Raw genomic sequence first — 12,779 nt, 5'->3', positions numbered from 1 at the left:
TCAGGTCCTCGGGATGATGCGCGGCGCGGGCTCGTCCTTCCACCACAGCTGCAGGGCGCCGTCCTTGAAGCCGATGCGCAGGACGTCGAGACCCTCGACTGCAAACAGGCCGTCGGCGGTCAGCGCTTGCAGCTTGCGCGGCGCGGGCCACAGCGGGTGGCCGGGCCGGGCGACGACCAGTGCACCGTCCTGCATCGTGACCACATAGTTGCGATAGGCGCCGGGCGCGGATTGCAGCAGGGCGGCGTCGGTCACGGGCGGGTTCAGGCGCGCCTCGACCGCAGTCAGGGCCCAGGTGTAGTCCGTCTTGGCGGCGTCGGACGTCGTCGTCGACAGCAAGCCGCGCAGGGCCTCGGCCTGGGCGGCGTCCAGCGCCTGGACGGAGGAAGTCGGGGTGTCCGGCGCCACACCGACGCCCTCCCAGTTGCCGCCGCTGACCGCGTGAACGGGTCGGCCGACTGACAGGCTGAGCATGAAGCCCGGCGCGATGGGGAAGAAGTCGTTGTTGTTGGCGGCGCCCGCCGTCTTGGCTCCCACCAGCCGGCCGAGTTTGAACTGCTGAACGTCATAGGCGAAGGATTCCGCCGCAGAGGCCGAGGCCTGGTCGATCAGAACATACAGGGGCGTGCCGGTCAGTCGCCCGGCGGGCAGATTGTCGAGCGCGCGCGTCTGCACCGGCTCTTGCCCGGCCTTCAGGAAGGTGATTTCCAGCGTCCCGGCCTTCAGGAAGTGGCTGACCAGATACTGAACCGCCTCGGACGCTCCGCCGCCATTGCCCCGCAGGTCGATTATGACCGCGTCGCCGCCCTTCAGGAACCGCATGGCGTCGTCATAGGCGCGGCCCGTTTCGTCCGAGACCCAATGGAAGGCGTCGATCTTCAGATAGCGGACGTTGCCGGGCAGGATTTCCAAGGCGCTGAGACCGTGGTTGTCGCGACGGGCGGCGGCGGCGTCGATCTCTGAGAGGGCTTGGGTCGCGTCGGCGCCGGCCGAGGCGGCGGCGAAGCGATCGGGCGCATATTCCAGATAGACGTGACCGTCCTGACTGACTTCTCTCAGGTCGCCGCTGATCAGCCCCGCCAGTTCATTGGGCGAGGACACGTCGTAGCGGCCGGACGTCTGGGCGGCGTCCATCCGAGCAAGGATCGCCGGCGCCCGGTCGGGAAAGACGTAAGAAGACCGAACCGCCTGTCGGATCGCGCTCAGGACCGCAGCGCGCTGGGTCGCGGACAGTTCGACCGAAGCGGACGAAACGACGGGAGGGCGGGCCTGAGCGTGGGCCTTGTCGGGAACGACGCCTTGGACGCCAATCAGGGCGAGCGCCATCGCAGCGGCGCTGAGCAGCTTGGATTGCATGATAAATTCCGGTGGAGGGGTTGAGGTTAGACGGCCGACTGCGTCTTTGCAGCGGCCTGAATGCGTTGGCCGAAGGGTTGATCCGTCAGGGCGGCGATGGCCTCCTTGACCACGCCGGAGAGGGGCGCCGACAGCTCTTGGTCCAATGTCTCGGCCGCCTGGTTCACGGCCGCCCATTGACGTTTCAGCTGCGGGATCATCGCTTCGGTCTTGGCGGTCAGCATCACGATCCGCTCTCGCGCGTCGGCGCCGGGCTTCAGCAGAACCAGCTCGTCCTTGACCATCTGGGTCACGGTCTGACTGACGGCCGAATGGCTGATGCCGATCTGCTGCGCGATGGTCTTGATCGACTGCCCGCCGTCGCGCATCAGGACGCGAAGGATCGGCGTGTAGCGGGGACGCCAATTCAAGCCAGAGGCCGCATAGGCCGCCTCGACCTCTCCATCCAGAAGATCGATCAGATGGCGCAAGAGCGTTCCGAGCGTGGGTGATGCAGAAAACATGAGAGCTTATATATAAGTGCTTATATTTGTCGTCAATCCCCTTTTGTCAGCAGCGCTTGGCCTTGGGCTGGCGGGGCGCTAGCGTCCGGCGGTCTTCGCTGGAGTTCGCCATGTCCCCTCGTCTGTCGCGCCGCACCCTGTTCGCTTCCGGAGGCGCGGCGGCGCTAGCGGCGGGGCCCGTGTTCGCCCAGAGCACGCCGGCGAACGACGATGCGTCGCTGGCGGCGGCGGTGGACGCCTATGTGGCCAGGTGCATGGCAGCATGGCCGGATCAGCCGGCACTGGGCGTCGCAGTGGTCAAGGACGGGGCGACCGTTCTGGCGCGGGGATACGGCGTCAAGGTTAAGGGCAAGCCGGCGCGGGCCGATGATCACACCCTGTTCGCCATCGCCTCCAACACCAAGAACGTCACCGCCGCCGCCCTGGCCATCCTGGTCGACGAGGGCAAGGTGAAGTGGGATGAGCCGGTTCGGACCTATCTGCCCGGCTTCACCCTGTCCGATCCCTATATCGGCGAACACATCACGGTGCGCGATACGCTGAGCCACCGGGCCGGGTTCGGCCTGGGCGCCGGCGACCTGCTGTTCTGGCCCAACTCGGACCGGACCCGAGCGGAAGTGCTGGCCCAGGCCGCCTTCGTGCCGATCGAGGACGGATTCCGGGCGCGCTATCACTATTGCAACCTGATGTTCGTGGTCGCGGGCGCGGTGCTGGAGGCGGTATCGGGCCTGAGTTGGGAGGCCTTCATCCAGACCCGCATCCTGGACAAGGTTGGGATGACCGAGACTGTGCCGCTGGCGCGTCTGGCCGATGCGTCCAGGTCCGCCCTGCCCCACGGCCGGGTCGGGCCGCCGCTGCGCTATCAAGGCGCGATGACGCCGATCGCCAAGTCCATCGTCGAGGTGTGGAACTGGGATTCGGCGGCGGCGGCGGGGGGCATCTGCACCACCCCGACCGACTGGGCCAAATGGATCGCCGTGCGGCTGAACGACGGCAACCTGCCCGACGGGACGCGGCTGTATTCCGAGGATGCGGCGCGCGAGATGTATCGCCCCAACATCATCGTCGGCTCGTCGGCCGGACCGACGGCGGAACTGCCCAACCGATCCATCGCCTCGACCTATGCCATGGGTCTGCAGGTTCAGGACTATCGCGGCGAGCGGATCGCCAGCCATGGCGGCGGCTCGCCCGGCGGGATTTCCGCCACCGTGCTGATCCCTGGCCGCAAGACCGGCTTCAGCGTCTTCTCCAACGCCGAGGAAAGCTTCCTGCTGCGCGCCTTGCGGTCCGGCATCACCGACATCTGCATGGGCAAGGTCGACGTCGACTGGATCGCGGACTCCAAGAAGCTGGAGGCCGAAGGCAATGCGAAATCCATCGCCGCCGCAGCCGAAATCGACGCCAAACAGGCGGCGGGCGCGCCCCCGTCCATGCCGCTGGAATCCTACGCCGGGACTTGGCGCGATCCGTGGTACGGCGACATCGTCATTGCGCCCAAGACCGAGGGACGCGGCCGAAACAGGAAGAGCGGCCTGTGGCTGAGCTTCACCCATACGCCCGCCCTGCAAGGCTGGCTGGAGCCGTATGACGGCGAGACCTTCCGCACCCGTTTCCCGGACAAGCGCGAGGAGGACGCCTTCGTCACCTTCTCGATCCTGACGGCCAAACCGGCGACCGCGACGGTGAAGGGGGTCAGCCCCGACATCGACTTCAGCTACGACTATCAGGACCTGAGACTGACGCGCGTGTGACCTCGGACGACCCTGTGACCCAGGGTCGCAAATCGGAACGGCCCTGGCGTCCTGACGCTGTCTTCCCATCAATCGAAAGGGAGACCGTCATGTCCAAGACCCCAAACCCGCGCGCGCTGGATCGCGACGAGGCGGATATGGTCGAACAGACGAAGGCGCTGGCCGAGCGTTCGCCGGCGGAGCTGCGCGACCTGATCGGGCGGCTGCGCGCGCGGCGCAACCGGGTGCAGCGTCAGATCCGAGGACGCGTTCGTGCGGGAGAGAGCGGCCCGGATGCGGGCGCGCGCGAGAAAAAAGCGCTGCTGACGGACGCCATCGCTCGCGTCGCCGATGAGATGGACGGTCGCAAATCGGGTCGGAAGGCTACGACGGCGACCGATAATCTGCGCGATGCCGTTCGTCGCAAGGCCGAAAGCCCGACCTGGACCGGGCCGGACGATCGCACCGCCGATCTGGGACCCAGCGAAACGCCGAACACCAAGATCGCCCCGTCAGGCGCGCTTCACGCCGAGGGCATGCGCGCCGCGATCGCCCGCTCGACCGGCGCGCGCTAGCCGGTGATCTCGAGTAGCTCCAGCTTGGCTTCCTGCTTGGGCCACGGCAGGACCAGGCGCCAGCGGTTCTGGCCTATGCGTTCGATGACGCCGACCTGATCGCGTTCGGCCTTGTCGCCATAGGCGGGGAAGGTCTTTTCGTCGGCGCCCCAGGCCTGGGCGCCGACATAGACGGCGCGGCGGTCGGTGTCGGGATAGATCAGGCCGCGCGTGCGCTGCGATCCCGTCGTCTTGGTCAGGACTAGGTCGCCGCCGGGCGTCAGCTCGACCGAACAGGCAAACCAGGGATATTCGACATAAGCCAATCCCTGGCCCTCGACGCGGCGGCCCATCTTGATGGTGCGGCAGCGATAGGTTCCGGGGCCGGGTTGGATGCGGCCCGTCTGGGCGGCGTTTGGGTCGGCGAGCGGCCCCAGAGCCTCCACCTGACGCGAGAAGCCGCCATCCTCGGCCTCGGCGCGGGCCATACGCCAAGCCTGATCCAGCCGGCCAAGCAAGCTGGCGTCGGCGGCTTTGGCGACCTGACGCCAGGAGTCGGTTCCGCCCTGCATCCCCTCGTCGGAAGCGGCTGCAGACTGCGGCGTCGCCGTCGCCTCAGGTGCGGCCTGGGCCGGCACGCCTGGCGCGGGGGTGGTGACGGCGGGCGAGGCCTCGGTCGGCGCGGCGGGACTGTTGTCGCCACAGGCCGCCAGGGCCGTGGTGGTCATCAGGGCCAGAACGGCCAGAGGGGTGCGGCGCATCAGCGTCTCCATCGGTTGCCCTGACCGAACGTGACAGGGCGCCCGAGGTTCAGCCGAACCTTAGCTGCGCGGCGCCGGGACCAGCTCGATCAGGTCCAGATTGGATTCGGTGTTGGGCCACGGCAGGACCAGCCGCCACCGCGCCTCGCCGATGCGTTGCAGGATGGCGACCAAATCGCGGTCGGGGTTGCGGCCATAGGTGTTGGCGGCCGGCTCCTGCGCCAGGGCCAGCGAGCCGAGCATCACCATATGGCGGTCGTCTTCGGGAAAGAGCAGGCCGGAGGGGCGCTGCGAGCCGGTCAGCTTGGAGAACTTCAAGCCTTTCGGCGTCTGTTCGATGCGGCAGGCGAACCAGCCGTAGACGACATAGCCCAGCCCGTCCTCGCCCCCCTGGGTGCCCAGTTTGACGGTGCGGCAGCGATAGTCGCCGGGCAGGGGCGCGACGCCGGGCCGGTCGGCCTTGGGGTCGATCAGATCGCCCAGGCTGTTCAGGTCGCCGGAGCCGCGCTGACGTTTGGCCTGTTGCAGGGCCAGGGTCCAGGCGGCGTCGACGCGGCGATAGCGATCCCGGTCGGCCGAGGTAATGACGCCGCGCCAGTCCATCAGCGCGCCCGATGCGCCGGACGGCGGCGGGGGTGGCGGCGGCGGGGTCGAGGCGCAGGCGGCGACGGCGCACAGGACGGCCAGCGGCGCCAGACGACGCGTGAGCGAGCGGAACGAGACGAACGGGGACATCGACGCTTCCCTTGGGGCGACCAGGCGAACTTAAGCCTCTTAGGCCCTCTCGCGACCGTCGGCGTCAACCTCCGGGCCGCCCAGCGCCGTATTCAGCGCCGCCGCCAGGGCCGCCAGATCCAGCGGCTTGGCCAGCCAGGCGTCGAAGCCGGCGGCGCGGCCGCGCGCCCGGTCCGGCGCCGATACGGCCGCCGTCAGCGCCAGGACCGGCACGTGACGCGTCAGGGGATCGACGTCCAGTCGCGCCTTGACCTCATAGCCGTCCATGTCCGGCAGGCCGATGTCGAGCAGGATGACGTCGGGTCTAAGCGCACGCGCCAGATCCAGACCCTCCGGTCCCGTCGTCGCGGCGTGCAGCGTCAGGCCCAGTCCGCTCGCCGCCTGGCGCATCAGGGCAATGTTGGCGGGATTGTCCTCGATATAGAGCACCACCGCCTGACGCGATGACGCCAGACCCGGCGCGTGGGCTGCCGGCAAACTCAGCGCAAAGATCGTGCCCGCACCGGGGTCGCGCGCCATGGTCAGGGCGCCGCCCATCCGCTCGGTCAACCGCTGGACCGAGGCGACGCCAAGGGCGGTGCCGCCTCTGGCGTCGCGACCATCCAAAGGGCGGAAAGGTCGGTCGTCGCCCGCACCGACGGGGATCATGCCGGCGTCATGGATGGCGATGACGATCCGGTCCTCAGCGCGCGACATCTCCATGCGCACCGTGCCTCCGCCGGGCGAATGGCGCAGGGCGTTCTCGACCAAGCGGCGCAGGATGCGGCGGATCTGGCCCGGATCGGCCATGACGGACAGGCCGTGGGCGGGCGGCGGACAGGCCAGCGTCACCCCCGCCTCCCGCGCCTGCGCCTCCAACCCATCGCAGACCTGGCGCAGCGCCAGACGCAGATCGACGCGGTGCAGCGAAGGCGAATCGCCGCCGTCGCCGCCGCTCATGAAGGCTTCGGTTTCCTCGATCAGGGCCAGCATGACGCCGGCCGCGGCCTCGATCTGGCGTACGGACTGAGCCTGGCGCGCGGTCAGGGGATTGGCCGGGTCGTCGGCGCGCAGCAACTGGGCGAAGCCCATGATCGTGGTCAGGGGACTACGCAGTTCGCGCCCGAGGGCCTGCATGATCTCGCCCCGCGTCCGAAGCTCGGCGGTCAGGCAGTAGACCTCGCCTTCGGCCGTCGTCAGGGCGCGGCGCAGGCCTTGGGTCTGGTGGGCGATGCGGGCTTCGAGCCGGGCGTTCTCACGACGCAGGCGCTCGGCGACCCCGTGCGCCTGAAGCCAGAGCCAGATCCCGGCGCAGGTTCCCGCCAGCGCCAGGGACAAGACAAGCAAGACGAAATCCATGACGCCCCTCCGACGCGCCATATTGACGCGTCAGAGTTGCATTCAGGTAAATGCGCCCGCTTGGGTTGTTATCAGTCTTCGCTGGCTGCGGCGGCTTCGGGCTTGCGACGCGGCGCACGGCGACGCGGGGCCGCCTCGCCTTCGGCTTGCTCGGCCGGGGTCGACGACGCCGGCGCGCGGGTCAAAAAGCCCGGCAGGGCGGTCGGGGCGTCGCCCTCGTCCGCCGCAACAGCGGCGGCGGTGCGGCGCGGTCGGCGTGCTGGCCGTTCGTCGGCAGCGGGCGCCTCGACGCTCGGGGTGTCAGTGGCAGGCGCATTGACCGGCGTCTCGACGACGGGCGCTTCGCTGACGGCTTCGGCGTAGGAAGGGGCGGCGCCCTCAGCGCCCTCTTGGGCGCCGTCCTGATTGTCGAAGCGGCGATTGCGTTCCTCGCGGCGACGCTCCCAGCGTTCGCGGCGGCTTTCGCGACGACCGCCGCCCTCGCCCTCGGCGCGGACCTCGTCGCCCTCGCGCGGCTCGCGGGGTTCGCGCGGCTGCTGGCTGTCGCGGTTCTGGTCACGGTCACGGTTTTGATCGCGGTCGCGGTCGCGGTTGTCACGGTCCCGGTCCCGGTCCCGATTGTAGTCGCGGTCGCGGTTCTGATCGCGGTTCTGGTTCTGCTCGGCGCGCTCGGCGGCCTCTGCGGCCTGACGGTCGGCGGCCTGCTGGGCGGCGACGAAGGCGGCGGCCTGGGCGCCGGATTCGTCCTCGAAATCGATGTCGAAGCCCTGGTTGGACTGTTCGCGCGCGGCGATGTCCGAGAAGGACCGCTGCGGCTGGAGCGCGCGCAGGACGCGGTAATAGTGTTCGGCGTGCTGCTGATAGTTTTCGGCCAGCACTCGGTCGCCGCTGGAGGCCGCATCGCGGGCCAGCTGCTGATAGCGCTCATACACCGTCTGGGCGTTGCCCCGGACCTTGATGTTCTCGGGTCCTTGCGAATCCCACGAACGATTCGGATTGGCGTTGTTGGCGTTGTTGGCGCCCGCCTTGTTCCGATTGCGTCCGCGCTGACGCTTCATGCCCTTGAAATCTCTCATTCGCGCTACCGTGTGCAGGGGCGGACCAAAGCCTGAAGGCCGGTTCCGTCCGTTTCGTGGTTCCGTCTCGCTCGGGGCCGATCCCCGATTGTCGAACTGTCGGAATGCCTTGTCGCCCGCATGGTGCGCCGGTCCTTTCGGGACCGACCGTCATGGCCGGCTCAAGCCGCGAACAGCCGGGTATGCGCCCGTAAAGCTGCGATTGAGTGGGAGACGGCAGAGACTTAACCCGAGTGGGCGGCCTTTCCAAGCGATATTCGTCAATGCGTCGCACCGAACCCTGCACAGCGCCGCTTTGCCAAGCCCGCCGGCTGGGCTAGGCATGACCTTTGAGACGACGACGAGGCTATCCCATGCGCGTGCTGGTTCTGGGCGGCGACGGTTTTTGCGGCTGGCCCACGGCCCTGCATCTGTCGGCCGAAGGGTGGGACGTGACCATCGTCGACAACCTGAGCCGCCGGAATATCGACAACGAGCTGGAGGTCCAGTCCCTGACGCCGATCCGCACCATGGGTGAGCGGATCAAGGCGTGGAAAGAAGTCTCCGGCCGCGACATCGGCTTCGTCAACATGACGGTGGGCAAGGAATTCGACCGTCTGGTCGCCCTGATCCGCGACCTGGCCCCCGACAGCGTGGTGCATTTCGCCGAGCAGCGGGCCGCCCCCTATTCGATGAAGTCGGCGCGGCACAAGCTGTACACCGTCGACAACAACATCAACGCCACCAACCACCTGCTGGCCGCCATCGTCGAAAGCGGCCTGGACGTCCATCTGGCGCACCTGGGGACGATGGGGGTTTATGGCTACGGCACGGCGGGCCTGCGCATCCCCGAGGGCTATCTGAAGGTGACGGTGGATACCGACAATGGTCCCGCCGAGCAGGAAATCCTGTTCCCGCCCAATCCGGGCAGCATCTATCACATGACCAAGACGCAGGACGCCCTGCTGTTCCAGTTCTATGCCCGTAACGACAATCTGCGCATCACCGACCTGCACCAGGGCATCGTCTGGGGCACCCAGACCGAACAGACCAAACAGGACGAACGACTGATCAACCGCTTCGACTATGACGGCGATTACGGCACGGTGCTGAACCGCTTTCTGATGCAGGCGGCGGTCGGTTATCCGCTGACGGTGCATGGATCGGGCGGCCAGACGCGGGCCTTCATCCATATTCAGGACACGGTGCGCTGCGTCGAACTGGCGCTGAAGAACCCGCCCAAGCGCGGCGAGCGGGTCAAGATCCTGAACCAGATGACCGAGAGCCGGCGCGTGCGCGACCTGGCGGCCATGATCGCCGACAAGACCGGCGCCGAGATCCATAACGTCGCCAATCCGCGTCAGGAGGCCGACGAGAACGACCTGGTCGTCGCCAACGACCAGTTCCGGGATCTAGGGTTGAAGCCGATCACCCTGGCGCAGGGTCTGATGGACGAGGTTACGGACATCGCCCGCCGCTATGCCGACCGGGCCGATCTGGGTCGGGTGCCGTGCGTCTCCGCCTGGAACCAACGCCGGGCGGAGGCGCTGGAAAATGAGGCGCGGCCGGTAGCCGACGCGCCTTCCCGAGTTCTGACGGCCTGAGTTTCGTAATGCCTATCGCCTCCCCTCCCCTCGATCTGCTGGTCTTCGGCGGCGGCTATCTGGGGCGGGCGGCGGCGCTGGAGGCCATACGCCGCGGCGGACGGGCGACCGCGACCTCGCGCGATCCCGAGCGGCGTCGCGCCATGGCGGCCGACGGGATCATGGCCATCGATCCGGGTGATACGGCAGCCCTCAAAACGGCGCTGGAGGCGGCGACGGCGATCCTGATCACCGCCGCGCCGGACGCCCAAGGCTGTCCCGGTCTGCGGGCCCTGGGGCCCCTTGCGGGCGACGCCTGGCCGGACTGGATCGGTTATGTTTCGTCCACCTCCGTTTATGGCGACCGGGCCGGCGGATGGGTGTTCGAGGATGGGCCGCTGAACGCCGCCAATCTGGAGGGCGCACGCCGCGTCCGGGCCGAACGCGATTGGCTGGACGGGGCGCAAGGGATGGGGCTGACGGTCCAGATCTTCCGCCTGCCCGGTTTCTACGGGCCGGGCCGCAGCGTGGTCGAGCGGCTGAAGGAAGGCACGGCGAAGCTGGTCAGGAAGCCCGGCCAGGTCTTCAACCGCATCCATGTAGATGACATCGTCTCGGGCCTGTTCGCCTCGATGGCGCAGCCGCGACCGGGCGCCGCCTACAATCTGACCGACGACGAACCGTCGCCCGCCGATGTGGTGATGGAATGGGCGGCGGACCGGATGGGTCTGCCCCGCCCGCCAGAGGTGGACTGGACCGACGACAGCGTCAGCGAGGCGATGCGTCGCTTCTATCTGGACTCCAAGCGCGTCTCGAACGCCCTGGCCAAGGCCGAGCTGGGCTGGCGGCCCGCCTATCCCAGCTGGCGCGAGGGGCTGGCGACGCTGATTGACGCTCCGCCACCGCTGCGATTGGTGAGCTGATTACACCCCGTCTTCCTCGGGCTTGACCCGAGGACCGGGAGTCCTTCGCACTGTGCGTCGCCCGTTCGCAAAAGCGGCGGATCATCCGGTCCTCGGGTCAAGCCCGAGGATGACGAACGGTGAGGGGGCCTAGAACGGCAGCAGATTGCGCTGGCGGCTGTAGCTCATGGTGCCGACGTTGGCGCCCAGGCGCAGGCCGACGCCGGTGCGGATGGGGGCCAAGACGATACCGTCGGCGCGCTGATAGTTCACGCCCAGGCCCGCGACCAGATAGGCCGAGCCCTCGATGCCGGGATAGCGGCGATAGATCATGTCGGGGTGGTACAGGCCATAGACGAGGGTGAAGACGCGGCTTGCGTTGCCGCCCCAGTCCCAACCCACCGACGCGCCCTGCCAGAACACTTCCTGAGACGCCGACAGGTCCTTCATGTGCAGGGCGCCGCGGCCGTAGCGGGCGCCGACAACGACGGCGCCGGAGCCTTCCTCGCCCGCGATATAGGCGGTCGGGCGGTCGCCCTGGTCGGCGAAGACGCGCTCGATCGCGCCGCCCACGACCTCGGCCGCGATGCCCAGCTCGCGCGAGCCGGCCGAAACCAGTTCATCGAAGCTGTACGCCTGGGCCGTCTGGTCCGAGCGGATCGGATAGTTGGGATCGCGCGGCGGCGCCGAGGCGCAGGCGCCCAGCGACGAGGCGCCGGCGGCGGTGGCGAGGCCCGAAAGGATCAGTTGGCGGCGATGCATGGAGGGCGCTCCGAAAGGCGACGAGAGGACGGCCGGCTGGCGCGCCGGTCTTGGCCTCACCGTCCCCGACCTTTGCGGCAGCCTTGCGGCTTCAAGGTTAACGGGGTCTTACCGGGCGCGCCGATCAGGCCGCAGCGCGCTTTCGTCGGACCAGCAGCCAGGCAAGGCCGATCAGGACCGCCAGCATTCCGAAGGCTTTTCCAGCCGTCAAAGGATCCTCGACCAAGAAGATCACGAACAGGGTCGTATTGATCGTCAGGGCGATGATCGCCGGCAGGGGATAGAGCGGCATCTTCCACGGCCGTTCCAGATTTGGCTCGCGCACCCTCAGGACGATGACGGCCGCATTCACCAGGACGCTCATCAGCGCCAGCAGCGAGGTCGAGAAGGTCAGCAGGGTCTCATAGACCCCGATGGTGGCCAGCAGCCCGCCCGCCAGCACCGTCGCGATCAGGGCCAGACGCGGCGTGCCGTTGGCGGCGACCCGGGTCAGGGCCGAAATCTGATACTCGCGCGCCATGGCGAACAGGACGCGCGGGAACACCATGACCATCGCATTGATGATCGTCACCAGCGACACCAGCGAAATGGCCGTGACGATGGGGCCGGCGACATCGCCGAACACCCGACCGGCCGCATCCGCCGCGACGAGGTTCGACCCGGCCATCTCGGCCGGCGTCAGGACGTTCAGATAGGCCAGGTTGGCCAGCACATAGATCACCGTCACCACGGCGATGCCCGAGAAGGTCGCCCGCGCGATCGTCCGGCCCGGATCCACCACCTCCTCGCAGAAATAGGAGGCGCTGTTCCAGCCGTAGTAGGTGCCGGAAATGGCGCGCAGGGCCATGACGATGCCGCCGAAGGTCAAGGCCGCCGCCGTAGCCGGCGCGATCTCGGTCGCGACGGGCGCGCCACGCGGCGCCAGGAACAGGCCGATGATCAGCACGGTGAACAGGGCCGCCTTGACCGCGCTGCCGATCTCCTGCGACCGACCACCGACCTTGGTGCCCAGCCATTGCACGCTGCCCACCACGACCACGATCAACAGGGCGAGGACGCCGATCGGCACGCTGCTCGCAACGCCCAGTCGGTGCAGATATTCGCCAAAGACCACGGCGATGAAGGCGATGCCGCCCATATTGCCCAGCCAGTCGCAGACGCCGACGGCGAGGCCGGTCAACGACCCGAAGGCGCGCCGGGCGAAGATATAGGGGCCGCCCGTCTTGCGGATCGAGGCGGCCAGTTCGACCGTCGACATGGCGTCGATCCAGGCGACCAGACCGGCGACGCACCACAGGCCGATTATGATCGTGGGGTTCTGAACCCCCTCGGCGACCACGCCGGGGGTGCGCAATATTCCCTGACCGATGACGCCGCCGACCACGACGGCGACGCCGAACGTCACGCCCAGGACGCGCAGCAGATGGCCGCGATCCGGTTGGGCCGCCTGAGGTTCCGTCGTCATCGCCTATGTCCCCGCGCCGCCCGAAAGACGGCGCT

Annotated in this window: 12 protein-coding genes; 4 read left to right on the top strand and 8 right to left on the bottom strand. The window is 68.2% G+C overall.

From position 1 onward, the window contains the following. Both ASF81_RS00145 and ASF81_RS00140 read right to left on the bottom strand, forming a co-directional pair. A complete protein-coding gene (locus ASF81_RS00145) occupies positions 1-1,356 on the bottom strand; it encodes a S41 family peptidase (protein ID WP_055803224.1) in 1,356 nt (451 codons plus the stop codon). A 26-nt stretch (positions 1,357-1,382) separates the two neighbouring features. Next, the gene (locus ASF81_RS00140) at positions 1,383-1,826 is read right to left on the bottom strand and encodes a MarR family winged helix-turn-helix transcriptional regulator (protein ID WP_235559162.1); all 444 of its coding nucleotides are present in this window, start codon (positions 1,824-1,826) and stop codon (positions 1,383-1,385) included. Between the two features lie 143 nt (positions 1,827-1,969). Between ASF81_RS00140 and ASF81_RS00135 the strand changes: the two genes are divergently transcribed. Both ASF81_RS00135 and ASF81_RS00130 read left to right on the top strand, forming a co-directional pair. Next, the gene (locus tag ASF81_RS00135) at positions 1,970-3,610 is read left to right on the top strand and encodes a serine hydrolase (protein WP_055803218.1); all 1,641 of its coding nucleotides are present in this window, start codon (positions 1,970-1,972) and stop codon (positions 3,608-3,610) included. Positions 3,611-3,699: 89 nt separating this feature from the next. Further along, on the top strand, positions 3,700-4,164 hold the full coding sequence (locus tag ASF81_RS00130; protein WP_055805240.1) for a hypothetical protein: 465 nt from the start codon (positions 3,700-3,702) through the stop codon (positions 4,162-4,164). Here ASF81_RS00130 and ASF81_RS00125 read toward each other — a convergent pair. The 4 genes from ASF81_RS00125 to ASF81_RS00110 all read right to left on the bottom strand — a co-directional run bounded on the left by ASF81_RS00125 (position 4,161) and on the right by ASF81_RS00110 (position 8,053). Further along, a complete protein-coding gene (locus ASF81_RS00125; RefSeq protein ID WP_199059694.1) occupies positions 4,161-4,904 on the bottom strand; it encodes a DUF4893 domain-containing protein in 744 nt (247 codons plus the stop codon). The genes ASF81_RS00130 and ASF81_RS00125 overlap by 4 nt on opposite strands. A 60-nt stretch (positions 4,905-4,964) precedes the next feature. After that, a complete protein-coding gene (locus ASF81_RS00120; RefSeq protein WP_055803212.1) occupies positions 4,965-5,639 on the bottom strand; it encodes a DUF4893 domain-containing protein in 675 nt (224 codons plus the stop codon). Positions 5,640-5,678: 39 nt separating this feature from the next. Further along, positions 5,679-6,965, bottom strand: coding sequence for a hybrid sensor histidine kinase/response regulator (locus ASF81_RS00115; protein ID WP_235559160.1), 1,287 nt, complete (start codon positions 6,963-6,965; stop codon positions 5,679-5,681). A gap of 83 nt (positions 6,966-7,048) precedes the next feature. Next, entirely contained in the window at positions 7,049-8,053 is a 1,005-nt protein-coding gene (locus tag ASF81_RS00110) for a DUF4167 domain-containing protein (RefSeq protein WP_055803207.1), read from the bottom strand. Between the two features lie 353 nt (positions 8,054-8,406). Here ASF81_RS00110 and ASF81_RS00105 point away from each other — a divergent pair, with 353 nt between their 5' ends. Further along, positions 8,407-9,636, top strand: coding sequence for an NAD-dependent epimerase/dehydratase family protein (locus ASF81_RS00105; protein WP_055803203.1), 1,230 nt, complete (start codon positions 8,407-8,409; stop codon positions 9,634-9,636). Positions 9,637-9,644: 8 nt separating this feature from the next. Beyond that, complete coding sequence (locus ASF81_RS00100; protein ID WP_055803201.1) at positions 9,645-10,538, top strand: NAD(P)-dependent oxidoreductase; 894 nt, start codon at positions 9,645-9,647, stop codon at positions 10,536-10,538. A 129-nt stretch (positions 10,539-10,667) separates the two neighbouring features. Here the strand turns inward: ASF81_RS00100 and ASF81_RS00095 are convergent, their stop codons facing one another. Both ASF81_RS00095 and ASF81_RS00090 read right to left on the bottom strand, forming a co-directional pair. Beyond that, on the bottom strand, positions 10,668-11,279 hold the full coding sequence (locus ASF81_RS00095) for a DUF1134 domain-containing protein (protein ID WP_017506335.1): 612 nt from the start codon (positions 11,277-11,279) through the stop codon (positions 10,668-10,670). 124 nt (positions 11,280-11,403) lie between these two features. Continuing rightward, positions 11,404-12,744, bottom strand: coding sequence for an APC family permease (locus ASF81_RS00090; protein ID WP_055803198.1), 1,341 nt, complete (start codon positions 12,742-12,744; stop codon positions 11,404-11,406). Between the last annotated feature and the right edge of the window lie 35 nt (positions 12,745-12,779).

This window comes from Brevundimonas sp. Leaf168 (assembly GCF_001423685.1).
Taxonomy (GTDB): domain Bacteria; phylum Pseudomonadota; class Alphaproteobacteria; order Caulobacterales; family Caulobacteraceae; genus Brevundimonas; species Brevundimonas vesicularis_C.
The sequence above is the reverse complement of the archived record's forward strand: the minus strand, read 5'-3'. Positions and strand labels throughout refer to the sequence as shown.

Excerpts from the sequence above, each read along its gene's own strand:
- ASF81_RS00145 (WP_055803224.1), bottom strand. The coding sequence starts at position 1,356 with ATGCAATCCAAGCTGCTCAGCGCCGCTGCGATGGCGCTCGCCCTGATT.
- ASF81_RS00135 (WP_055803218.1), top strand. The coding sequence starts at position 1,970 with ATGTCCCCTCGTCTGTCGCGCCGCACCCTGTTCGCTTCCGGAGGCGCG.
- ASF81_RS00130 (WP_055805240.1), top strand. The coding sequence starts at position 3,700 with ATGTCCAAGACCCCAAACCCGCGCGCGCTGGATCGCGACGAGGCGGAT.
- ASF81_RS00125 (WP_199059694.1), bottom strand. The coding sequence starts at position 4,904 with ATGCGCCGCACCCCTCTGGCCGTTCTGGCCCTGATGACCACCACGGCC.
- ASF81_RS00120 (WP_055803212.1), bottom strand. The coding sequence starts at position 5,639 with ATGTCCCCGTTCGTCTCGTTCCGCTCGCTCACGCGTCGTCTGGCGCCG.
- ASF81_RS00110 (WP_055803207.1), bottom strand. The coding sequence starts at position 8,053 with ATGAGAGATTTCAAGGGCATGAAGCGTCAGCGCGGACGCAATCGGAAC.
- ASF81_RS00105 (WP_055803203.1), top strand. The coding sequence starts at position 8,407 with ATGCGCGTGCTGGTTCTGGGCGGCGACGGTTTTTGCGGCTGGCCCACG.
- ASF81_RS00100 (WP_055803201.1), top strand. The coding sequence starts at position 9,645 with ATGCCTATCGCCTCCCCTCCCCTCGATCTGCTGGTCTTCGGCGGCGGC.
- ASF81_RS00095 (WP_017506335.1), bottom strand. The coding sequence starts at position 11,279 with ATGCATCGCCGCCAACTGATCCTTTCGGGCCTCGCCACCGCCGCCGGC.
- ASF81_RS00090 (WP_055803198.1), bottom strand. The coding sequence starts at position 12,744 with ATGACGACGGAACCTCAGGCGGCCCAACCGGATCGCGGCCATCTGCTG.